22 protein-coding genes are annotated in these 20,280 nt (G+C 64.9%); 8 read left to right on the top strand and 14 right to left on the bottom strand.

The genetic code is table 11. The annotated features are described in order from the left end of the window. Nucleotides 1–31: 31 nt before the first annotated feature. From QFZ47_RS25660 to QFZ47_RS25620, 9 genes are all read right to left on the bottom strand, one after another. Nucleotides 32–1,378 carry a replicative DNA helicase gene (locus tag QFZ47_RS25660; RefSeq protein ID WP_307658316.1) on the bottom strand — a complete coding sequence of 449 codons (1,347 nt, stop codon included), beginning with the start codon at nucleotides 1,376–1,378 and terminating at the stop codon, nucleotides 32–34. Next, nucleotides 1,375–2,229 carry a hypothetical protein gene (locus QFZ47_RS25655; protein ID WP_307658315.1) on the bottom strand — a complete coding sequence of 285 codons (855 nt, stop codon included), beginning with the start codon at nucleotides 2,227–2,229 and terminating at the stop codon, nucleotides 1,375–1,377. Before QFZ47_RS25655 ends, QFZ47_RS25660 begins: the two co-directional genes overlap by 4 nt. Next, a complete protein-coding gene (locus QFZ47_RS25650) occupies nucleotides 2,226–2,429 on the bottom strand; it encodes a hypothetical protein (protein WP_307658314.1) in 204 nt (67 codons plus the stop codon). Before QFZ47_RS25650 ends, QFZ47_RS25655 begins: the two co-directional genes overlap by 4 nt. Further along, nucleotides 2,426–2,938, bottom strand: coding sequence for a helix-turn-helix domain-containing protein (locus QFZ47_RS25645; RefSeq protein WP_307658313.1), 513 nt, complete (start codon nucleotides 2,936–2,938; stop codon nucleotides 2,426–2,428). Before QFZ47_RS25645 ends, QFZ47_RS25650 begins: the two co-directional genes overlap by 4 nt. A gap of 12 nt (nucleotides 2,939–2,950) precedes the next feature. After that, on the bottom strand, nucleotides 2,951–3,157 hold the full coding sequence (locus tag QFZ47_RS25640; protein WP_307658312.1) for a helix-turn-helix transcriptional regulator: 207 nt from the start codon (nucleotides 3,155–3,157) through the stop codon (nucleotides 2,951–2,953). Between the two features lie 115 nt (nucleotides 3,158–3,272). Further along, complete coding sequence (locus QFZ47_RS25635; protein ID WP_307658311.1) at nucleotides 3,273–3,857, bottom strand: hypothetical protein; 585 nt, start codon at nucleotides 3,855–3,857, stop codon at nucleotides 3,273–3,275. Then, complete coding sequence (locus tag QFZ47_RS25630; protein WP_307658310.1) at nucleotides 3,854–4,285, bottom strand: hypothetical protein; 432 nt, start codon at nucleotides 4,283–4,285, stop codon at nucleotides 3,854–3,856. The genes QFZ47_RS25635 and QFZ47_RS25630 overlap by 4 nt, the downstream gene beginning before the upstream one ends. Then, complete coding sequence (locus QFZ47_RS25625) at nucleotides 4,282–4,608, bottom strand: hypothetical protein (RefSeq protein ID WP_307658309.1); 327 nt, start codon at nucleotides 4,606–4,608, stop codon at nucleotides 4,282–4,284. The genes QFZ47_RS25630 and QFZ47_RS25625 overlap by 4 nt, the downstream gene beginning before the upstream one ends. 111 nt (nucleotides 4,609–4,719) lie before the next feature. Further along, nucleotides 4,720–5,976 (bottom strand): tyrosine-type recombinase/integrase, encoded by a 1,257-nt coding sequence (locus tag QFZ47_RS25620; RefSeq protein ID WP_307658308.1) that lies wholly within the window; start codon nucleotides 5,974–5,976, stop codon nucleotides 4,720–4,722. Between the two features lie 430 nt (nucleotides 5,977–6,406). On the opposite strand from QFZ47_RS25620, the gene QFZ47_RS25615 reads away from it, so the two are divergent. Then, nucleotides 6,407–6,763, top strand: coding sequence for a hypothetical protein (locus QFZ47_RS25615; protein ID WP_307658307.1), 357 nt, complete (start codon nucleotides 6,407–6,409; stop codon nucleotides 6,761–6,763). A gap of 99 nt (nucleotides 6,764–6,862) precedes the next feature. Further along, entirely contained in the window at nucleotides 6,863–7,255 is a 393-nt protein-coding gene (locus QFZ47_RS25610) for a response regulator (protein WP_307658306.1), read from the top strand. A gap of 86 nt (nucleotides 7,256–7,341) precedes the next feature. Here QFZ47_RS25610 and QFZ47_RS25605 read toward each other — a convergent pair whose 3' ends face one another. The 4 genes from QFZ47_RS25605 to QFZ47_RS25590 all read right to left on the bottom strand — a co-directional run bounded on the left by QFZ47_RS25605 (nucleotide 7,342) and on the right by QFZ47_RS25590 (nucleotide 11,065). After that, on the bottom strand, nucleotides 7,342–8,547 hold the full coding sequence (locus tag QFZ47_RS25605) for a branched-chain amino acid ABC transporter substrate-binding protein (RefSeq protein ID WP_307658305.1): 1,206 nt from the start codon (nucleotides 8,545–8,547) through the stop codon (nucleotides 7,342–7,344). A gap of 135 nt (nucleotides 8,548–8,682) precedes the next feature. Next, nucleotides 8,683–9,090 (bottom strand): hypothetical protein, encoded by a 408-nt coding sequence (locus tag QFZ47_RS25600; protein WP_307658304.1) that lies wholly within the window; start codon nucleotides 9,088–9,090, stop codon nucleotides 8,683–8,685. After that, the gene (locus tag QFZ47_RS25595) at nucleotides 9,090–9,533 is read right to left on the bottom strand and encodes a DNA polymerase III subunit chi (RefSeq protein ID WP_307658303.1); all 444 of its coding nucleotides are present in this window, start codon (nucleotides 9,531–9,533) and stop codon (nucleotides 9,090–9,092) included. Before QFZ47_RS25595 ends, QFZ47_RS25600 begins: the two co-directional genes overlap by 1 nt. Next, nucleotides 9,530–11,065, bottom strand: coding sequence for a leucyl aminopeptidase (locus QFZ47_RS25590; protein WP_307658302.1), 1,536 nt, complete (start codon nucleotides 11,063–11,065; stop codon nucleotides 9,530–9,532). The genes QFZ47_RS25595 and QFZ47_RS25590 overlap by 4 nt, the downstream gene beginning before the upstream one ends. A gap of 21 nt (nucleotides 11,066–11,086) precedes the next feature. On the opposite strand from QFZ47_RS25590, the gene lptF reads away from it, so the two are divergent. From lptF to QFZ47_RS25560, 6 genes are all read left to right on the top strand, one after another. Next, nucleotides 11,087–12,226 carry an LPS export ABC transporter permease LptF gene (gene lptF / locus QFZ47_RS25585; protein WP_307658301.1) on the top strand — a complete coding sequence of 380 codons (1,140 nt, stop codon included), beginning with the start codon at nucleotides 11,087–11,089 and terminating at the stop codon, nucleotides 12,224–12,226. After that, complete coding sequence (lptG, locus tag QFZ47_RS25580) at nucleotides 12,223–13,332, top strand: LPS export ABC transporter permease LptG (protein WP_307658300.1); 1,110 nt, start codon at nucleotides 12,223–12,225, stop codon at nucleotides 13,330–13,332. The genes lptF and lptG overlap by 4 nt, the downstream gene beginning before the upstream one ends. A gap of 5 nt (nucleotides 13,333–13,337) precedes the next feature. Next, nucleotides 13,338–13,712 carry a sirohydrochlorin chelatase gene (locus tag QFZ47_RS25575; RefSeq protein ID WP_307658299.1) on the top strand — a complete coding sequence of 125 codons (375 nt, stop codon included), beginning with the start codon at nucleotides 13,338–13,340 and terminating at the stop codon, nucleotides 13,710–13,712. A 63-nt stretch (nucleotides 13,713–13,775) separates the two neighbouring features. Next, nucleotides 13,776–14,717 (top strand): CysB family HTH-type transcriptional regulator, encoded by a 942-nt coding sequence (locus QFZ47_RS25570; RefSeq protein WP_307658298.1) that lies wholly within the window; start codon nucleotides 13,776–13,778, stop codon nucleotides 14,715–14,717. A 32-nt stretch (nucleotides 14,718–14,749) separates the two neighbouring features. Next, nucleotides 14,750–15,925 carry a pyridoxal phosphate-dependent aminotransferase gene (locus tag QFZ47_RS25565; protein ID WP_307658297.1) on the top strand — a complete coding sequence of 392 codons (1,176 nt, stop codon included), beginning with the start codon at nucleotides 14,750–14,752 and terminating at the stop codon, nucleotides 15,923–15,925. A 135-nt stretch (nucleotides 15,926–16,060) separates the two neighbouring features. Next, the gene (locus QFZ47_RS25560) at nucleotides 16,061–16,219 is read left to right on the top strand and encodes a DUF3309 family protein (RefSeq protein WP_307658296.1); all 159 of its coding nucleotides are present in this window, start codon (nucleotides 16,061–16,063) and stop codon (nucleotides 16,217–16,219) included. Nucleotides 16,220–16,293: 74 nt separating this feature from the next. Here QFZ47_RS25560 and hrpA read toward each other — a convergent pair whose 3' ends face one another. Beyond that, on the bottom strand, nucleotides 16,294–20,208 hold the full coding sequence (hrpA, locus tag QFZ47_RS25555) for an ATP-dependent RNA helicase HrpA (RefSeq protein ID WP_370880615.1): 3,915 nt from the start codon (nucleotides 20,206–20,208) through the stop codon (nucleotides 16,294–16,296). Nucleotides 20,209–20,280 lie beyond the last annotated feature (72 nt).

Here is a 20,280-nt window from a genome sequence, read left to right as displayed (position 1 = left end):
GGCGATTGAGGTGGTTGGGTGCGGTAGTGGGTCATTCGAAGCTGCCGCTTGAGGTGCTTTTGCCAGCGCGTGCGGGCGGCGACCCGATCCAGTCTTCGAAGCGGGTCTGCTCGCCGATGTAGCTGAGATTCACGTCGCCAGTTCGGCCCTGTCGCGCCTTGCCAATGCGCAGCTTTGCGTAGTGCTTCCACTCATCGCCGAGGTCGGGCTTCGCCTGAATCGGGCGATAGATCAGCAAGATCACGTCTGCGTCCTGCTCGATCGCGCCGCTGTCGCGGAGGTCGCTCGGCATCGGCGTCTGATCCGCGCGCTTCTCAACATCGCGATTCAGTTGGGCCAGGAGGATCACGGCGATGTCGAGTTCCTTGGCGAGCGTCTTCAAGCCGCGGCTGACTTCTTCGAGTTGATAGGCGCGGTTCTGCTTCGGGTCCAGCCCGACCATCAAGCCGAGGTAGTCAACGATCAGCACACTCAAGCCGCGCTGGCGCTTGATGGCGCGGGCCTTGGCGCGAACCTGATTGATGTTTAAGCCGCCCTGATCGGACACGTAGAACTGCAAATGCTTGGCGCGCTCCGTTCCGTCAATGACGCGATCCCATTCGAGCCCGGCGCCCTTGCTCGGGCGGAGTACGCTCGAAAGGCTGACGCGGCCGAGCATGGCCGTCTGACGGTCCCGAATGTCCGAATGCGACATTTCCATCGAAAGCATCGCCACTGGACGTTGCTCGGCCATGTGCAAGCCGATCGTCAGGCCGAGGCTGGTCTTGCCCATGCCAGGACGAGCCCCGACTACTACCAGCGAGCCGGGCGGCAGGCCGCCGTTGAGACTTTCGTCGAGATCGCGCAGGCCGGTGGGCATAGATGTGCTCGAACCGGCCGCCCGGTCTTCGAGCACCTGCGTGTGCTGAAGCATGCCCTCGTAGGCGCCGATCCATTCGTCGCGTGGTGCGTCTGGAGTCAGCTTCGCAAGGGCGGCTTGAGCAGTATCGATGCGCTCGTCGATCGGCGTGTCATGCTGCTGCGCGATATCGGCGACCTCGCCGCTGGCGGCCAGCAGTTCGCGCGAGCGGTGGCGGTCGATCAGGATGCCCGCGTAGCGGTGCAGACTGGCATTGCCGGGCAGGTACGAGGCGAGCGCATGGATCTCGGCCATGCTGGCGCACTCGCCCAGCGCGGCTGAAACCGTGACCACATCGGCCGGCTGGCCGCCGCCGATCTGACGGGCGAGTTCCGCAAACACTACTCGGTGCAGGGCGAGGGTGAAGTGCTCGGGGCGCAGCAGGTCGCCGACGCGATCCCATGCGCGATTGTCGAGCAGCAGGCCACCAAGGATGGCTTGCTCGGTTTCGAGGGCGGAGTAGTCGGCGCGCGCGTTCACGATGCGCCTCCGGTCTTCTCGATGACGTGCTTCTTGCCCTTGTCGGTGAGCAGAAAGTCGAAGTCGCAGCGCCAGCCTTCATGCCCCGGCGCCTTCGCGCCGCGGCCCATGATGAAGTCATTTTCACGAGCGCGTTCGAAGTACGCCTTGATCCACGCCAGGGCTTGCTCGGCCGTTTCGGCGCGGCGAGTTCCGTCTGTCTTGGTCGAGGTCAACACCCAGCGCCAGAGTTTGCCAGTGGCCTTGCGGCGGCCGTCGTTCATGAGCTTCACACCGGGGAGTTCGGGAAGCGCCGCGTGATACGCGTCGACAACATCTTGAGTTCGACATGCCGGCAGGTCGGTCTTGCCGACAGAGCCGGTAGGCTCTTTCTTCTGCTCCTGCTCCTGCTCCTGCTCCTGCTCCTGATTCGGCATAGGCTGGCGGAAGGCATCGGGCAAGGCTTCGACAAAGCCTTCCGTCAAGCCTTCGACAAAGGCTTTGCAGCGAGCAACCACGCGGGTTTTCAAGGCGCACTCGGGTAGCAGGTCGAGCGCCGAGCCCCACGACTTGACCACGTTGGGGCTCTCGGGTCGGTTGTAGACGAGGAAGTTCGGCAGCGCGATCAGGTGGGCCTTCTGGTCATGCTCCGCCATACCCTTCTGCAAGACTTGCTGGAAGGCTTCCCGGAAGGCTTCGACGGACCATCCGAGTTCCTCGGCCAGACCGGCGACCGTCGAGCGCATACCGCCCAGCATGGTCATGGACGGGTGCGTTAGCAGGCAGAAGAACAGCAGCTTGGCGCTGTCGTCGAGCGAACGGAATTTCTCGTCATTCCAAATGCGCTGGTCGATCTTTCGGTAGCGGCTCAAGGCACTCCCCCGATCACGTCGAGCAAGACCTCAAGCTGCGTGACGGTTTTGAACTCGCGCACGCGGCCGTGCAGTTGGACGATGTAGCGCTTGCTGCCGTCGAGGCCGGTTTCAATGGTGAGTTCGAGGCCAGCCAGCGCGAAGCGCGCCTTCAGCGTATCGAGGGCCTTGTCGGTCACGGCGTGGGTGGTCGGGCTCATTTCTTCTGGCCCTTCGTCGGCGGAACGGGATCGTTCGCAGCCTCGCGGTCGAAGTCGAGGTCGAGCTGGGGAGGGGCGCCGATCAGCGTGTAGAGGGCGACGCCATGGTGCAGGTGGCCGTCCGAGTCGACCGACGCCACCAATGTGGTCTCGATCTCGTAACCCAGGCGCAGGCGCAGTTCGCGAACCCGCCCGGCCGGGTGGTGAACGCCGAGGGCACGGAGGCCGTGCGTCGTCGTCGGACCAGACCCGAGGGCGCGGATTGCGATCGCGTGCTGCTCCGCCGTCGAACTCGGGGATGTCGTCTTGAGAAACTGCGAGTCGTTCGCCGGGAGGCTGCGGCGATCATCGGAGCTGGTTTTCGACACGCAGCCGGTCTTCGTGATCGGCTTCTTCAGAGTCGGCTTCTTTGCGGAGGCCGGCCCTTTCTTTTTGTGGCTACCGGCATCACGCCCTAGGTTGCCGACGACAACCGTCTTCTTCGGCGGCTTGCGCTTGGGGTTCTTCATGGCGATCCCCCCTTACTTCCCAGCCTGAGCGTCGCGCCACGCAGCCAGTTCGTCGAGGTTGAAAGTCACCGTGCGCGGCGACAGGTGGATGCCCTTGGGGAAGTCCGCGCGGTTGCGGCTCCAACGCCAGAAGGTCGAGAGGCCGATGCCGAGAAAGTCCGCGCCATCGCGCGGGCGCACCGAGCGCGAGGGCTGGTGCAGATGGTGTTGATTGCTCACGTTCACTCCTGTTGCCCCGCTTGTGGTCAAGCAGCGGCTTGGGAGTGACTGTCGATTTTTGCGTCATGTGGCGCGAGGCAGGAAGGCGGCCGAACTTCCTGCCTTGACCTACTTGCTAACTCATGCTACTAGGCCTTCCTCGGATGGTCGCTTGCAATTGCGCGAGTGCTTCGTCCTTCTCCAGACAGGCTAGCTCAACCAAGCCAGTGTCATCGACTTCAGCCTGCGGGCCACTGACGCCCAACAAGGCATTCGACCTCCGCGCCTGCTCGCGCGCAGCCTTGGAGTCGCCGTGCAACCATTTCTCAGATTGAACGGCCCTTTTGATGGTGCTGACATCAACGTCATAAAGCAGCGCCAATTCGAGTTCTGCTTCGCTCTCGGTCATCTCGGAAGAGCCGACGCCGTCGAGAAGCTCATAGAACTCGGTCGTGACCATCGCAGCGTCATGTCCCTTGATTCCTTGCGGGCGCCCCTCCTTCTTTCGTGCCGTCAGATTTCCGGCGATGACGGCCTTCGCAACGATTGCGTTCGCCAGGGCCTGAAACCCAGGGTCGATGGGTACCCCGGAAAGCACGGCCTCCGACAAAACAACGAGCACATTTCGCTCCGAGACTGGAAGCCCGCGCCTCCGTTCATCAAGAGCGATCGTTTGCATCATTGTTGCGTGCTGGGCCGGGCTGATGGTGGCTGTGCTCATGAATCTCTCCGTGGCCGGCTGGCCTTCTTGATTGCCAAAGCGGCGGCCGGACCGGTCAGCACCGCCGCGGCTGCGTCCTCCGCCGCAGCGGCGAATGCATCGGCCGCCTGCGCGAACAACTGCATCATTTCGGAATCGGCCTTGTAGCGCTCGTGGATCGGCTCCAGTCGTTCCCATACGCGATCGTCGAGGAAATTCACGCCATCGCCGGCAACAGCCCTTAGATACGCCTTGTCGGCCGTCCGAAGGGTGCAGTCAAGCATTGCAATGTGCATCCCTGCCGCCCGGTCAATCAGTCCGCGCATGGTGGCGTCCCCAAGGTGCTGCGCCTTCATGACGGCCAGACGTGCGGCGACACCCGGATTGGCCAGATCAACCCGCCCTGCAATGACTTCCAGGGCATAACGGGCGTCGTCGCTGCGGCTCATGACTTCTTGGCTTTACTGATCCATGTTTCCGCCAGCGCTTGGGCTTCGGCCTCTCTAGGCGAGAAGGTGATACCCCACACCTTGTTCAAGTCCGCGCCTGCAACATCAGCAGTGCTGTCCGCCTCCAGCCCGGTCATTCGAGCCAGTACGTTGACTTTGGAAAGAGCAGCACACGCAAGGCCCTGCGGGTTGGCGCGGATGATTTCGACAATCTGCATTGCCCAGTCTGCGATGCTATCGAATGCCTCGCGCGCATTTTCGCTAGTGAAGTCAGGACGGAAATCGCCGCGCAGGACGACGGGAGAAGAACCTTCGATGCTCATGTGTGCTCCGTTTAGAGGTCGTAAGCGCGTGGCCGGCCCATCCGCTCACGTCACTCGCATTGGTTATGGAAATGCCCCTGTTTGCGCGAGGCGCCGCGCGAATCTTTTGATCTATGCGGCCTTCTTCGTCGTCGGCAGATCGACAACCTTCTTGCTCTTGTCGCTCTTGACGACCGGCGTCTCGCAGAACTTGGCCCAAGCGGCCATCATGTGCGCCCGACGGTCGAACATGTCTGAGCGTTGATACGCAGCCTCGACCTTGCTCTCCAGCACGTGCGCAAGCGCCTTCTCAGCCAGTTCGCGCGGGTAGTTCGTGCGTTCTGCAACCCAGTCCCGGAAGGTGCTGCGGAACCCGTGCGGCACAGCGTCGATACCCATGCGTCGCATGACGGCCGTGAGGGTCATGTCGCTGAGTTGGCCGCCGCGCGGAGCGGGAAACACCAGATCAGTTCCCTCGACTTTCGGAAGGTTTTTGAGCAGCTTCACGGCGTGCTGAGAAAGCGGAACCCGGTGTTCCTTGTGCGCCTTCATCCGCTCGGCCGGCACGGTCCAGACACCTTCGTCCAGATCGATTTCAGCCCAAAGGGCGCCACGCACCTCGCCCGATCGCGCAGCGGTAAGGATCGCGAACTCCAAGGCACGAGCGCCCATGCCATTGACCTGACGAAGCGCCGATATAAATCCTGCGGCTGCATCCACATTGAGCGCGGCGTGATGCACGACCTTCGAAATCTTGCCCGGCTTCGGCAACAGAGCGTCGAGGTGCCCTTTCCAGCGCGCCGGGTTATCGCCTTCACGGTAGCCACGTACGCGCGCCCAGTCGAGCACGGTCTCGATGCGCCCACGCACCCGCGTGGCCGTCTCGGTCTTGATCTTCCAGATCGGTTCCAGTACAGACAAAACATGGCGCTGTTCGACATCGGCCACCAGCATCTTGCCGATGAAGGGGCTCGCGTACGTTTCGAGCGTCGCCTTCCACTGCGCCCGATGCTTGACGTTGCGCCATTCGTCACTCTTCGCGTCGATGTACCGGCGGACCGCCTCGTCGAAGGTCAGCGCCTTGGCCTGTTCGTCGCGCAGAGCATTTTTGGCCTTCTGGCGCGCGAGTATTGGGTCAACGCCCTGCTCTACCTGTAGACGGGCCTCCCGCGCCCTCTCGCGCGCCCCGGCCAGCGTTACACCCGGGAAGCCACCAAGCCCCATCGCGCGGCGCTTGCTGCCGATCATCGTTCTCAGCACCCAGGTCGTGGCGCCGGTCGGCGTCACTTGCAGGTAGAGCCCCGGCACTCCGCCGACGGCATGCAGCCCCGGTCGCGACCTAAGCCGTCCGACCTCTAGTGCGCTCAACTCTTTTGCTTTGACGGCCATGTTTCTTCTTTATTTACCAACCTATCCACCATTGTGGGCGAGATTGTTAGAGTAAACAAGAGCACACGCGGGTCTATTTTTTGGATTTCTCCCTATGAAGGAAGAGATATGAGAACACACGCGAACACATCTGGAGTTCGACGGAGGCGGACGCCTGCTCCGCCAGAGAAGCAATAAGGTTCATGCGGGTTTCCAGCCCGTCAGCATGTTGGCCCCACATCAAGCCCATCAACGCAGAAATGCTTGATGGGTTTTTTGTTGGGAGTTGCAAAAACACCTGCATGGAGTTCGGGTCTGCGGGCCGGTTTTTGTCATCTGTTCCGTATGGCAGTGCGTTGCCTTGCAACAACTGGGGAATCGCATCCCGCCCGCTTCAACTGGCGGTACGATCCAAAGGTTTTACTTTCATGCCCGCAAAGGAGGAGCCTCGATGGCTGGACAGCCCCAAACCGTGCCGCCTGGCAAGACGTCGCTCGACAAGACGCTCGAGAAGAGCGAAGAAGTGGCCGCCGATGTGCAGCGGGCCTCGGACAATCTCGCCGTCGTGAACACGGTGCTCGAACAGGAGCTCCCGGACGACGTGCAGGTTGGCGAAGTGGCGCAAGCCATCGAGCAGACGGGCCAGCTCGAAGAGAAGCTCGCCAGATCGGCCGAAAAGCTGGCCGAGGTCAACGCGGCATTGAGCGAGGAAATCGAGAGGCGCCGCGAAGTGACGGCCGAGCGCGATGAAAGCCAGGCGCTGGCGGAAGAACTCAAGGCAAGGGCCCGCTCCGACAACAAGCATTGAGCGCGGCGTCGCGCCAGAACGCGTTGTCCGTATCCCTTCTCCTACGCTGCGGCCGCGTCCGGCACGCTACGCTATTCGTTCTCAGAACGAAACCACGGCATGGCCCTCATCACGTTCCTCGTCGAGGACAACAAGACCATCAGGGACAACCTGGTCCCGGCCCTTGAAGATCTGGTCAATGGCCAGGTCGTCGGCTTTGCCGAAACCGAAACGGATGCGCTCGCCTGGCTCGCCAGTCATCCCCGTGATTGGCAGTTGCTCATCGTCGATCTGTTCCTGAAGGAAGGCTCCGGCCTGGGCGTGCTCTCGGGCTGCAAGGCTCGGGGCCCCGGCCAGCGTGTCGTGGTGCTGAGCAACTACGTCACGGCCGACATCCGCGCACGCTGCGAAGCGCTGGGCGCCGATGCGGTATTCGACAAGTCGCGGGATCTCGACGCCTTCATCGAATACTGCAACACCGACCGGCCCTCGGGGCTCGCAACCCTGGCCTGAGAGCAGCGGCCGGCAGGCACAAAAAAAAAGGGCCCGAAGGCCCTTTTCTCTTTGCGCGCCTGGAGCGGCGCGCAACCGTCCGCCGATCAGCGCACCACGGCGATCTGCGTACGCACGCCACCCTTGTAGGTGAAGAGCGTCAGCGCGCCGTTCTTGATATCGCCCTTTTCGTCGAAGGCGATCGGGCCGGTCACGCCCTTGTACTGGATCTTGCCGACTTCGGGCAGGTACTTTTCGGGGTCGGAAGAACCGGCCTTGACCATGGCTTCGGCCAGCACGTTGACCGCGTCGTAGACGTACGGTGCGTAGATCTGCACTTCCACGCCGTTCTTGGCCTTGAACCGGGCCTTGAAGTCTTCCAGCGGCTGCTTGAAGTCGCCGTCGACACCGCCGGCTTCGGCGCAGACCACCATCTCTTCGCCGATGGCATCGCCAGCGAGCTTCGGCAGTTCGCCGGTGCACAGGCCGTCGCCGCCCATGAACTTGACGTTCAGGCCGAGCTGCTTGACCTGCTTGAGCATCGGGCCGCCGACGGCGTCCATGCCGCCGAAGAACAGAACGTCGGGCTTGGTGGCCTTGAGCTTGGTCAGGATGGCGTTGAAGTCGGTCGACTTGTCGGTCGTGAATTCGTGGCCGACGATGGTCCCGCCAGCTGCCTTGGCCGCCTTCTCGAACTCTTCGGCAACGCCCTGGCCATAGGCCGTGCGGTCGTCGATCACGGCAATGTTCTTGCCCTTGAGCGTTTCGACTGCGTACTTGCCCAGCGTGCCGCCGAGCTGCGTGTCGTCGGCCACCACGCGGAACGTGGTCTTGAAGCCTTGGCGCGTGTACTTGGGGTTGGTGGCCGACGGCGAGACCTGCGGAATGCCAGCGTCGCTGTAGAGCTTGGAGGCGGGGATGGTGGTGCCCGAATTCAGGTGGCCGACGATGCCGTTGACCTTGCTGTCGACCAGCTTCTGGGCCACTGCCGTGCCCTGCTTCGGATCGCCGGCGTCGTCTTCTGCCAGCAGTTCGAACTTGGCGACCTTGTCGCCGATCTTGAGACCCTTGGCATTGAGGTCTTCGATGGCCATCTTGGCGCCGAACTCGTTGTCCTTGCCAAGGTGGGCAATGGCACCGCTGGTGGGGCCGACGTGGCCGATCTTGACGATCAATGCGTCTGCCGGAGGTGCTGCAGGTGCGGGAGCCGCTGCCGTGGGCGCCGGAGCGGCCGGTGCAGCAGCTTCTTCTTTCTTGCCGCAAGCCACCAGCGTGAGAGCAGCCAGTGCGACCGCAGTCCATTTCAATTGCATGAGAACCTCCAGAACATTGATGAATAAACCAAAAAACCGGTCGTGTGATCCGGGCGCGCAGACCTCGCAAGTTTCGCGCCGCAGACCAGCGGCACCCTCACGCCCACCGACCTGGCGCGCAGTTTAGCTGAAGCTTTATGCGCCGGAAGCTGGCGTAGACCCTGTGTTTTCCGAGAGCTCGGCGGCCATGGCCTCGATCACCAGGGCACGCAGCACGGCCTCGATTTCCTCGCGCAGCCGAGGCACCATCGCATCGAGTTGCTGCTGCACGGCGGCCGAGACCGTGTCGCTCAGGCGCTCTTCCAACGACAGGTCGACGCGCTGCAGCACGCGGTGCAGAAGCTGCTCTTCGAGCCGGACGATCTCGGCGTCGGAGCGCTGCTCGGCCGGCGGCAATGCCACCGCTTCGGCGGGGTCGACCGCCGGTGCCGGCGCGCTGGCGGGCGCCGCTGCCTCGGCGGCGCCCACAGGCTCGGCCGGCAAGTCGAGCACCGTGGTCAGCGTGGGAACGAACCGGGGCGGCGTACGCAGCGTGCTGGCCATCAGGAAGCGCTCCTTGCAAAGTCGTGGGGCTGGATGGAGTAGCCCCGGTCGGCATAGTGGCGCCAGCGCGAGCGGCCGATCTGCCGGTCGTCGGCCTCGTTGCTCACGATGTCGACCAGGCGCTCGAAGCGCTCGAAGCCAACGGGCACCGTCGACCCCAGATTCACCAGCATCTCCCGGTGCGGAAGTGCCGCGGCATCGGCGCCCTCGGCGGAAAGGATGACCGGCGAGCGCGCCACCAGGTGGGGCTGCGCATCGCTGCGGCAATGTGCGATGAAGTCGCAGGGCGAGAGCTGCCAGAGCGCCGCGTCGAGCGCCTCCAGCAGCTGCGGCTCGCCCACCACGACGACCCGCAATCCGCGCGCGCTCACGGCTTTGCGGACCAGCCGGCAGGCATAGTTCGCCTTGTCCGGCAGATTGAAGTGAAAGCCGATTTCCGTCACTGCGCGGACCGGGCCTTGCGTGCGGGCGTGCCGAGGTTCTTGCGCGCCGCCTTCTTCGGCGATGCCGCAGGGGCCGCCGCGTTGCGTGCGCGTTCCATCAGGTAGGAGACGAGCAGGCCGACCGGCCGACCGGTCGAGCCCTTGGCCGCCCCGCTCTTCCAGGCCGTGCCCGCGATATCCAGATGCGCCCAGACGAAATCGCCGGCAAAGCGTTGCAGGAACTTGGCCGCGGTGATGGCGCCGCCGGCACGGCCGGCCACATTGGCGACATCGGCAAAGTTGCTCTTCAGGCCTTCGGCATATTCGTCGTCGAGCGGCAGCCGCCAGCAGCGGTCCTGCGATTCTTCCCCGGCCGCTTGCAGCGCCTCGGCCAGCGAATCGTCGCTGGTGAACAGGCCGCTGCGCACGCCGCCCAGCGCCACCACGCAGGCCCCGGTGAGCGTGGCAATGTCGATCACGGCCGCCGGCTCGAAGCGCTTGGCATAGGTGAGCGCATCGCACAGGATGAGCCGCCCCTCGGCATCCGTATTGAGCACTTCGATGGTCTGGCCGCTCATGCTGGTCACCACGTCGCCGGGCTTGATGGCGCGGCCGTCGTTCATGTTCTCGCACGAGGGCACCAGGCCCACCACGTTGATGGCCGGCTGGATTTCTCCGAGCGCGCGGAAGGTGCCGAGCACGCTGGCCGCGCCGCACATGTCGAACTTCATTTCGTCCATTTCGGCCGCCGGCTTGAGCGAGACACCGCCGGTGTCGAAGGTGATGCCCTTGCCGACCAGCACCACGGGCGCCTGATCCTTGGGCGCGCCCTGGTAGCGCAGCACGATGAAGCGCAGCGGCTCGGCCGAGCCCTGGGCCACGGCCGCGAACGACCCCATGCCGAGCTTCTGCACTTCCTTGGGGCCCAGCACCTCGCATTTGACACGGGGCAGCTTGCCGAGCTCCTTGGCCGCCTCGGCCAGCAGCGTGGGCGTGCAGTAGTTGCCGGGCCGGTTGCCCCACTCCTTGGCAAGCTCAATGCCGGACACCGTGGCACGGGCCTCGTCGAAGGCCTTGCCCACTGCCGCCGCGTCGGCCACGCCGAGCGTCAGGTGGCGGATGCTGCGGCCTCCATCGCCGTTCGAGGCTTTCGACCTGGTGGTGGTGTAGACATAGCTGGCGTCGGCTGCCGCGGCCACGGCGCATGCGACTGCCGCGCCACCGGCCTCGTGCGCGAACACCAGGACCACCCGCTTGGGCGCATGGGCCTTGGCCGCATTGACCGCTGCAATGACGCCGCTGCGCACCGACGCGGGCTTTCCGTCGCCGATGGCGGCAAGCACCACGCGCGACGCCGCCACCTCGTCGGGATGGTAGAGCGAGAGCAGCTTGCCGGCCTTGTCGGGCAGGTCGCCGGCCTTGCGGGCGCTGGCAATCAGTGCGGAAAGGGGGTCCTTGGCGGTGAGGGGGGCGCTGCCGACGAGCACGATCAGCAGGTCGGATTTTTCGGCCGCGGCGCGGGCGAGGGTGAGGGTCTTGAGCTGAAAGTCCATAATCCTTTTTTTCCTCGAACGATGTTATTCCATTCTTCCCTACGCAAGGAGCTGTCGCGCAGCTTCGGAGCGACCCTCGTGGTCCTGGTCACCATCGTGATGACCATGATGCTCATCCGCACGCTCGGGCTCGCCTCCAAGGGCAGCGTGAACCCGTCCGAAGTGTTCCTCGTGATGGCGTACACGGTGCTCGGCTACATGCCGACCATCCTGAGCCTGAGCCTGTTCATCGCCATTGTCGGCACCTTGTCGCGCATGTACCGCGACAGCGAGATGGTGATCTGGTTTTCCAGCGGACGGGGGCTGGCCGATTTCGTCGAGCCGCTGTTCCGCTTTGCCTGGCCGGTGCTGGTGCTGATCGCGGTCATGGCGCTGCTGGGCTGGCCGTGGGCCAACTCGCAGACCATCGGCATGCGGGCGCAATATGAAGGGCGCAGCGACATCGAGCGGGTCACGCCGGGCGAATTCCGTGAATCGTCCGGGCGCATGCGGGTCTTCTTCATCGACAAGGACACGCCGGACGGCGCCACGGCCACCAACGTGTTCATCTGGGCGATCGAGCGCGGCCTGCAGATCACGACCTCGGCACGCAGCGGACGCATCGAGGACGTCGGCAACAGCCGCTTCCTGATGCTGAGCAACGGCCAAAGGCTGGAGCGGCCACTGCTGCCCACCGCGGGGCTCAAGATCAGCGAATTCGAGACCTATGGCACGCGGTCCGGCGGCAATGCCGCTCTCTCCGGCGACAGCACGCCGGCGCGCGCCAAGCCCACGCTTCAGCTCCTGCGCGAACCCGGCGACCCGAGCCGCGGCGAACTGGCCTGGCGCATCGGCATGCTGCTGGCGGCCATCAATTTCGTGCTGCTGGCGCTGACGGTGTCGAGCGTCAATCCGCGCGTGGGACGCAGCGGCAACCTGCTGTTCGCGCTGTTCGCCTTCGTCGTCTACTACAACATGCTCAACCTCGGCCAGAGCTGGATCAGTTCCGGGCGCTTCGGCATGGGCTCGTTCATGCTGCTGCTGCACGGCGGCGTGCTGCTGATCGGCGTCGCGTGGCTGCTCCTGCGCAACAACAACTGGGGCCGGCGGCGCAAGGCCGAGCACGTCATCGCAGGCGGCCTGCCATCCCAGCAGCCCACGAAAATCGACCCGACCTCGTGAAAACAATTCGACGCCTGATCTATGTCGAGGCACTGAAAGCCGTGGCTTTCGTGACCCTCGGCTTCCTGAGCCTGTTTTTCTTCTTCGACTTCGTCGACGAACTGCAGTCGATCGGCAAGCCCGAAAGCCTTGCCTACGGCCCCGCACAGGCACTGATCTACGTGACCTTGCTGATTCCGAGCCACCTTTACGAACTGCTCCCGATCACGGTGCTGATCGGCTGCATCTTCGTGATGGCGCGCCTTGCGCAAAGCTCGGAATACACCATTCTTCGCACCAGCGGCCTGGGGCCGTGGCGCGCCCTGCGCACCCTGCTGCTGCTGGGTGTGGGCTTCGTTGTTCTCACCTTTGCCATTGGCGACTACATCGCACCGGCGTCCGAGCGCACCGGGCAGCTGCTCAAGTCCCGCTACCAGGGTTCCTACTCGCTGGTCGGCAACACGGGCGCCTGGCTCAAGGAAAAGCGCGAGAACGTGTCCTATGCGGTCAACGTGCTGTCCATCGCCCGCGACGGTTCGCTCAAGAATGCGCGCATCTTCGAGTTCGACGCCAACGGCTATGTGCGCAAGCAGCTCGTCGCGTCCTCGGCGCGCATCTTCGACGACCACTGGCAACTGTCGGATGTCGAACTGCAGGACTACGAGACGCGCACCGCCGCGGACAAGGCCCGCATCGTGACCACCAAGATGCCGCAGCTCGACTGGCCGACCACGCTGACCAGCGAAATGGTGTCGGTGGCACTGCTGCGGCCCGACCGCATGGGCACCATCGACCTGTTCGACTACATCCAGCACCTCGAGGCCAACGGGCAAACCGCGCAGCGCTACGAGATCCAGTTCTGGCGCAAGGTCTTCTACCCGCTCTCGTGTCTGGTGATGGTGGTGCTCGCCCTGCCCTTCGCCTACCTGCACTTCCGCCAGGCCGGCATCACCACCTACGTGTTCGGCGGCGTGATGATCGGCATCAGCTTCTTCCTGCTGAACAACGTGTTCGGCTACCTCGGCAACCTGAGCAACTGGTCGCCTTGGCTGACAGCGGCGGCGCCAGGGCTCATCTATTCGGTGATGTCGCTGGCCGCGTTCAGCTGGCTGGTGCTTCGAAGGTAGCGCAGATGGCAACGGGGAATGCGAAGGGCATCGTCCTGCTGGCCCATGGTTCGCGCGACGAGCGCTGGCGCAAGCCCATCGAGGCCGTGGCCGCGCGCGTCACGGCGCTCGACCCGCAAGCCCGCGTGGCCTGTGCCTACATGGAACTCGCCGCGCCCGACCTGCGCACCGCCGCAGCGGCCCTGATTGCCAGCGGCGCCAAGGTGGTTCGGGTGGTTCCGCTCTTCCTGGGCATGGGCAAGCATGCCCGCGAAGACCTGCCGCTGCAGGTGGAGGCGCTGCGCCAAGCCTGGCCGCAGGTCGACTTCCAGCTGGCCGCCATCGTCGGGGAAGAGCCCGAACTGATCGACCTGCTGGCCAGAATTGCAAGCAAATCTTGAAATTCCGGCAATTTCGATAGACTCCGAAGGCATAATGAATTCCGTAATAAGACGGAATTTGATATGAATCTGCACCAATTCAAGTTTGTTCAGGAAGCCGTGCGGCGCAACCTGAATCTGACGGAGGCGGCGAAGGCGCTGCACACCTCGCAGCCGGGCGTGTCCAAGGCCATCATCGAGCTCGAGGAAGAACTCGGCGTCGAAATCTTCGCCCGCCATGGCAAGCGCCTGAAGCGGGTCACCGAACCGGGCCAGCACGTCATCGCCAGCATCGAATTGATCATGCGCGAGGTCGGCAACCTCAAGCGCATCGGCGAGCAGTTCAGTGCGCAGGACAGCGGCACCCTCTCCATTGCCACCACCCACACCCAGGCGCGCTACGTGCTGCCGGTGCCGGTGGCCAAGCTGCGGGAGGCCTATCCGAAGGTCAACGTGAGCCTGCACCAGGGCTCGCCCGACCAGGTCGCACGCATGGTGATCGACGAGATCGCCGAAGTGGGCATTGCCACCGAGTCGCTCGCCGACTACGCCGAGCTCGTGACCCTGCCCTGCTACGAATGGCAGCACGTGCTGGTGCTGCCCAAGGACCATCCGCTCGCGGCCAAGGAGCGCATCTCGCTCGAAGACCTGGCGCTCGAACCCATCATCACCTACCACCCGTCGTTCACCGGCCGCACGCGCATCGACCATGCCTTCGCGCAGAAGAAGCTCACGCCGCGCATCGCGCTCGAAGCCATCGATTCCGACGTGATCAAGACCTACGTGCGCCTGGGCCTCGGCGTGGGCATCGTGGCCGAGATGGCGGTCCGCGACGAATCGAACGCCGATCTCGTGGTGCGCCCGATGGGGCATGTTTTCGGCCAGAACATCGCGCGGGTGGCATTCAAGCGCAGCGCCTACCTGCGCAACTTCGTCTTCAAGTTTGCCGAACTGCTGTCCGACCGTCTCGATCGCAACCTGATCGCGAAGGCCCTGAGCGGGCATCAGCAAGACTACGAACTTTGATCCAGACCCCGATTCCGTTTCCGAGCACGACCATGAGCGCCATTCTTTCCTCCCCCCGCACCCCGGAGATCGCCACCAAGCTGCCCTCCGTGGGCACCACCATCTTCACCGTGATGTCCGCGCTCGCGGCGGAGAAGAACGCGGTGAACCTCGGCCAGGGCTTCCCCGATTTCAACTGCGATCCGAAACTGCTCGAAGACGTGACGGCCGCCATGGCCGCGGGCCACAACCAGTACCCGCCGATGCCCGGCATTGCGGCGCTGCGCGAAGCCATTGCCGGCAAGATCTCGGCGCTCTATGGCCACCGCTACAGCGCTGCCGACGAGATCACCGTCACGGCCGGTGCGACGCAAGCCATCATCACCGCCATCCTGGCCGTGGTGCGCGCGGGCGACGAGGTGATCGTTCTGGAGCCGTGCTACGACAGCTACGTGCCCAATATCGAGCTGGCCGGCGGCAGCGTGGTGCGCGTGCCGCTCACGCCTGGCACCTTCCGCCCCGACTTCGACAAGATCGCCGCAGCGTTGTCTCCGCGCACGCGCGCGATCATCGTGAACACGCCGCACAACCCGAGCGCCACGGTCTGGACTGCTGCCGAGATGCGCAGGCTCGAAGAACTGCTGGCCCCGACCGACATCTTCGTGATTGCCGACGAGGTTTACGAGCACATGGTCTACGACGGCGCGCAGCATGAAAGCGTGGCGCGCTTCCCGGGCCTGGCGGCGCGCAGCTTCATCGTGAGCAGCTTCGGCAAGACCTACCACGTCACCGGCTGGAAGGTCGGCTACGTGGCGGCGCCCGCACCGCTGATGGCCGAATTCCGCAAGGTGCACCAGTTCAACGTGTTCACCGTCAACACGCCGATGCAGCATGCGCTCGCGCAGTACATGGCCGAGCCGAGGCCTTACCTCGAACTGCCCACCTTCTACCAGCGCAAGCGCGACCTGTTCGCCGCCGGACTGGCCGACAAAACCCGCTTCAAGCTGCTGCGCAGCGAGGGCAGCTATTTCCAGTGCGTCGACATCTCGGCGGTGAGCGAGCTGTCCGAAGCCGAGTTCTGCCTGTGGCTGACGCGCGAGATCGGCGTGGCGGCAATTCCGCTGTCGGCGTTCTACGGCAACGGCTTCGACCAGCGCGTGGTCCGCTTCTGCTTCGCCAAGAAGGACGAGACGCTGATTGCGGCGCTGGATCGGCTCGCACGGCTCTGACCGGGCCCGCACGGCTCGAATGCCGACGATAGCGGTAGGAAAGCCCTGACCGCCGAAGAAGCGGCTATCCGGCGTGCCCCCGGTCTCCTGACACTGAGCATGGGTGCTCGTAACAACAAGGCCCAGGAGAAACGCATGTCCCTCTCGTTCATTCTGCTGATCGTTCTGATATTGCTTCTGATCGGTGCGCTGCCGAGCTGGGGCTACAGCCGGAGCTGGGGCTACTGGCCCAGCGGGGGGCTGGGCCTGGTCGTGCTGATCCTCATCATCCTGGTGCTCATGGGCCGCATATGACGCTGCCCGGCAGTTCGTGCACCTGAAGGAGGCCCGCGAAAAGCGGGCTTCTTTTTTTTGCCCGCCGATCCGGATCAGGCCTGCAGCTGGGCCCAGGCCTTGTCCAGCCGCTTGACGCTGACCGGCTGCGGCGTGCGCAGTTCCTGCGCGAAGAAGCTCACGCGGAGCTCCTCGAGCAGCCAGCGGAATTCGAGCATGCGCTCGTCCACCACGCCCTTGCGCTCGGCCACCAGCCGCCAGTAGCGCTGCTCCTGCGGCCGCAGTTCGGCCAGCTTGGCGGTGTCGCGCGCGGGGTCGCTGCGCAGCTTGTCGAGCCGCAGCACGATGGCCTTGAGATAGCGCGCGAAATGCTGCAGCTGCGTCCATGGCGCGTCGGCAATGAAGCGCTTGCCGACCAGGCGCTGCAGCTGCTGGGCGGCGTCCTGCACGGCTTCGGGCTGGATCCTGGTGTCCTTGATCTTTCGCGCGGCGGCCGCGTACTCGGTCAGGATGGTCGAGGCCAGCCGCGCCACCTCGTTGGCGATCAGCGTGAGCCGGCCACGGCCTTCTTCCAGGCGGCGCTTGAATGCGAACTCGTCGGTGGGCAGCGGCTCCTGCAGAAAGGCCCGGTCGATCGCCACGTCGATAATCTGCGCGCGCAACTCTTCGGAGGTACCCAGCGGCATGTAGGCCACGGCCATCTTTTGCAGGTCGGGGATGTTCTTCTCGAGGTACTTGAGCGCGTCCTTCAGCTGCAGCGCGAACAAGCGGCGCAACCCGGCGCGATGCTTGGCGGCTGCCACGGCCGGCTCATCGAACACCTCGATGGTGACGGCATCGCCTTCGTCGCGCAGCGCCGGAAATCCGATCAGCGACTGCGATCCGCGGCGCACTTCCATCAGCTCGGGCAGTTCGCCGAAGCTCCAGTTCGTGTAGCGCTGGCCCGCGGGCAGGCTCGGCGCGGCGGCGGCAGCAGGCGCAGCGGCATTGCCCTTCGCCTGCGCGGGCCCCTCGGTCGCGCCGGCCGGCTTGCGGTCCGCGGAAGCCTTCACATTGAGCCCCGCCAGCGCCTGGAAAGCGCCGCGCGCCTGCGCCCCCAGTTCCGCCTTGAGCGCGCCCAGGTTGCGCCCCATGCCAAGCTGGCGCCCGTGCTCGTCCACGATGCGCAGGTTCATGAACAGGTGCGGCGGCAGCATGTCGAGTTTGAAATCGGCGCGCTTGACGTCGATGCTCGTCACGTCGCGCACGCGCTTGAGCAGCACGTCGGTCAGCGAGCCGTGGCCGAACACCTCGGGCGCCGAAAGCTCTTCCGTGAGCTTCGCCGCCGACTCGGGCAGCGGCACCAGCCGCGAGCGCGGGCGCTGCGGCAGGCTCTTGAGCAGCGCCTGGATCTTGTCCTTGAGCATGCCCGTCACCAGCCATTCGCAGCGCTCTTCGCTCACCTGGTTGAGCACGAAGAGCGGCACGCTGACAGTGAGCCCGTCTTTCGCATCGCCCGGCTCGTGCAGGTAGCTTGCCGCGCAATCGACTCCGCCAAGCCGCAGTGTGGGCGGAAAGGACTGCGTGGTGATGCCCGCCGCCTGGTGGCGCATCAGTTCCTCGCGCGTGAGGAAAAGCAGGCGCGGCTGCTCCCTCGACGCATGGCGGTACCAGTTCTCGAAGCTGATGCCGCTTGCCACGTCGACGGGCAGCTGCGCGTCGTAGAAGGCGAAGATCAGTTCGTCGTCGACCAATACGTCCTGCCGGCGCGCCTTGTGCTCCAGACCCTCGACCTCGCGCACCAGCTTGCGGTTGGCCGCGAGGAACGGGAACTTGCTCTCCCACTGCCCGCCGACCAGCGCTTCGCGGATGAAGATCTCGCGCGCCGCGACCGGATCGACCTTGGTGAAATCGACCCGGCGCCCGCTGTACACCACGAGGCCGTAGAGCGTTGCGCGCTCCAGCGCCGAAACCTGCGCGCCCTTCTTCTCCCAATGCGGATCGAGCAGCTGCTTCTTCAGCAGGTGGCCGGCCACTTGCTCGAGCCACTGCGGCTCGATGTTGGCGATGCCGCGGCCGAAGAGCCGCGTGGTCTCGACCAGCTCGGCCGCGACGATCCAGCGGCCGGGCTTCTTCTTCAGGTGCGCGCCCGGATGCTTGTAGAACTTGATGCCGCGCGCACCCAGGTACGCCTCGTCGTCTTCCAGCTTCCAGCCGACGTTGCCGAGCAGGCCCGCGAGCATCGAGAGGTGCAGCGGCTCGTAGCCGGCAGGCTCGGCATTGATGCGCCACTTGTGCTCGGTGACCACCGTGAGCAGCTGCGAATGGATGTCGCGCCATTCGCGCACGCGGCGGATGTTGATGAAGTTCTGCCGCAGCAACTGCTCGTACTGGCGGTTGCTGAGCTTGTGAGTGTCACCGTGCCCGCCGCGCGCATCGGCAATCCATTTCCACAGCCGCAGGTAGCCGCTGAACTCGCTCTTCTCGTCGTCGAATTTCGAATGCGCCTGGTCGGCCTGCTGCTGCGCTTCCATCGGCCGGTCGCGCACGTCCTGCACGCTGAGCGCCGAGGCGATCACCAGCACTTCTTCGAGCGCGCCGCGCGTGCGGGCCTCGAGGATCATCCGGCCCACGCGCGGATCGAGCGGCAGCTTGGCCAGCTCTGCGCCCGTGGCCGTGAGCTCGTTGGCATCGTCGACCGCGCCGAGTTCGTTGAGCAGCTGGTAGCCGTCGGCAATCGCGCGCGGCGACGGCGCCTCGAGAAACGGAAAGCGCGCCACGTCGCCCAGGCGCAGCGACTTCATGCGCAGGATCACGCCCGCGAGCGAAGAGCGCAGGATCTCGGGATCGGTAAAACGCGGCCGGCCGTCGAAATCCTTCTCGTCGTAGAGGCGGATGCAGATGCCGTTGGCCACGCGGCCGCAGCGGCCGGCGCGCTGGTTGGCCGCGGCCTGGCTGATCGGCTCGACCAGCAACTGCTCGACCTTGCTGCGGAAGCTGTAGCGCTTCACCCGCGCGGTGCCGGTGTCGATCACGTAGCGGATGCCCGGCACCGTGAGCGAGGTTTCCGCCACGTTGGTGGCCAGCACGATGCGCCGGCCCGAATGGCTGTCGAAGATGCGGTCCTGCTCGGGGCCCGACAGCCGCGCAAACAGCGGCAGCACCTCGGCATTGCGAAACAGCGGCTGATGGCTCAGGTGGCGGCGAAGATGGTCGGCCGCCTCGCGGATCTCGCGCTCGCCGGGCAGGAACACGAGGATGTCGCCGGCGTTGTGCGGATCGCGCCAGAGCTCGTCGACGCCGTCGGCAATCGCGTCGTTCAGGTCGTGCTCGCGCGATTCCTCGAAGGGTCGGTAGCGCTGTTCGACCGGAAAGGTGCGGCCCGACACCATGATGGTCGGCGCAGGGCCTTTTGCCGATGCAAAGTGCTGCGCAAAGCGCTCGGCATCGATGGTGGCCGAGGTCACGATCACCTTCAGGTCGGGCCGGCGCGGAAGGATCTCGCGCAGGTAGCCGAGCAGGAAGTCGATGTTCAGCGAGCGCTCGTGGGCCTCGTCGATGATCAGCGTGTCGTAGGCCTTGAGCAGCGGATCGGTCTGCGTCTCGGCCAGCAGGATGCCGTCGGTCATGAGCTTGACCGACGCGTCGCGGCTCAGCCTGTCCTGGAAGCGAACCTTGAAGCCGACCACGTCGCCCAGCGGCGTCTTCAGTTCTTCGGCAATGCGCTTGGCGACCGAACTGGCGGCAATGCGCCGCGGCTGCGTGTGGCCGATGAGCCGGCCCTTGCCCGGCGGCGCATTGAGCTTGCCGCGGCCGAGCGCGAGCGCGATCTTCGGCAGCTGCGTGGTCTTGCCCGAACCGGTTTCGCCGCAGACGATCACTACCTGGTGCGCGGCGATGGCGGCCATGATTTCATCGCGCCGGCCAGAGACCGGAAGCGATTCGGGAAAGTCGATGCGCAAGGGGGCGGAAGGTGTCGTGGTCGTCAAGGGGAAAGCTGTTCGGGAAGGCGCGGCAGGCAAACCGCACATTATCGGCGCGCGCCGCCGCCGTTGCACGCCGCCCGGCTGCCGCGCGATGGCCTGAGCCGCACGAACCGCCCT

This window comes from Variovorax paradoxus, from assembly GCF_030815975.1.
Classification (GTDB): Bacteria; Pseudomonadota; Gammaproteobacteria; order Burkholderiales; family Burkholderiaceae_C; genus Variovorax; species Variovorax paradoxus_N.
This window is presented reverse-complemented; position numbering and strand designations above follow the sequence as displayed.

Bases quoted from the DNA above. Each gene is read 5' to 3' on its own strand.
- QFZ47_RS25645 (WP_307658313.1), bottom strand. From the start codon at position 2,938: ATGAAGAACCCCAAGCGCAAGCCGCCGAAGAAGACGGTTGTCGTCGGC.
- QFZ47_RS25565 (WP_307658297.1), top strand. From the start codon at position 14,750: ATGAGCGCCATTCTTTCCTCCCCCCGCACCCCGGAGATCGCCACCAAG.
- QFZ47_RS25635 (WP_307658311.1), bottom strand. From the start codon at position 3,857: ATGAGCACAGCCACCATCAGCCCGGCCCAGCACGCAACAATGATGCAA.
- lptF (WP_307658301.1), top strand. From the start codon at position 11,087: ATGTTATTCCATTCTTCCCTACGCAAGGAGCTGTCGCGCAGCTTCGGA.
- QFZ47_RS25630 (WP_307658310.1), bottom strand. From the start codon at position 4,285: ATGAGCCGCAGCGACGACGCCCGTTATGCCCTGGAAGTCATTGCAGGG.
- QFZ47_RS25600 (WP_307658304.1), bottom strand. From the start codon at position 9,090: ATGGCCAGCACGCTGCGTACGCCGCCCCGGTTCGTTCCCACGCTGACC.
- QFZ47_RS25615 (WP_307658307.1), top strand. From the start codon at position 6,407: ATGGCTGGACAGCCCCAAACCGTGCCGCCTGGCAAGACGTCGCTCGAC.
- QFZ47_RS25620 (WP_307658308.1), bottom strand. From the start codon at position 5,976: ATGGCCGTCAAAGCAAAAGAGTTGAGCGCACTAGAGGTCGGACGGCTT.
- QFZ47_RS25590 (WP_307658302.1), bottom strand. From the start codon at position 11,065: ATGGACTTTCAGCTCAAGACCCTCACCCTCGCCCGCGCCGCGGCCGAA.
- QFZ47_RS25625 (WP_307658309.1), bottom strand. From the start codon at position 4,608: ATGAGCATCGAAGGTTCTTCTCCCGTCGTCCTGCGCGGCGATTTCCGT.
- QFZ47_RS25605 (WP_307658305.1), bottom strand. From the start codon at position 8,547: ATGCAATTGAAATGGACTGCGGTCGCACTGGCTGCTCTCACGCTGGTG.
- QFZ47_RS25610 (WP_307658306.1), top strand. From the start codon at position 6,863: ATGGCCCTCATCACGTTCCTCGTCGAGGACAACAAGACCATCAGGGAC.
- QFZ47_RS25570 (WP_307658298.1), top strand. From the start codon at position 13,776: ATGAATCTGCACCAATTCAAGTTTGTTCAGGAAGCCGTGCGGCGCAAC.
- QFZ47_RS25560 (WP_307658296.1), top strand. From the start codon at position 16,061: ATGTCCCTCTCGTTCATTCTGCTGATCGTTCTGATATTGCTTCTGATC.
- QFZ47_RS25575 (WP_307658299.1), top strand. From the start codon at position 13,338: ATGGCAACGGGGAATGCGAAGGGCATCGTCCTGCTGGCCCATGGTTCG.
- hrpA (WP_370880615.1), bottom strand. From the start codon at position 20,208: ATGTGCGGTTTGCCTGCCGCGCCTTCCCGAACAGCTTTCCCCTTGACG.
- QFZ47_RS25650 (WP_307658314.1), bottom strand. From the start codon at position 2,429: ATGAGCCCGACCACCCACGCCGTGACCGACAAGGCCCTCGATACGCTG.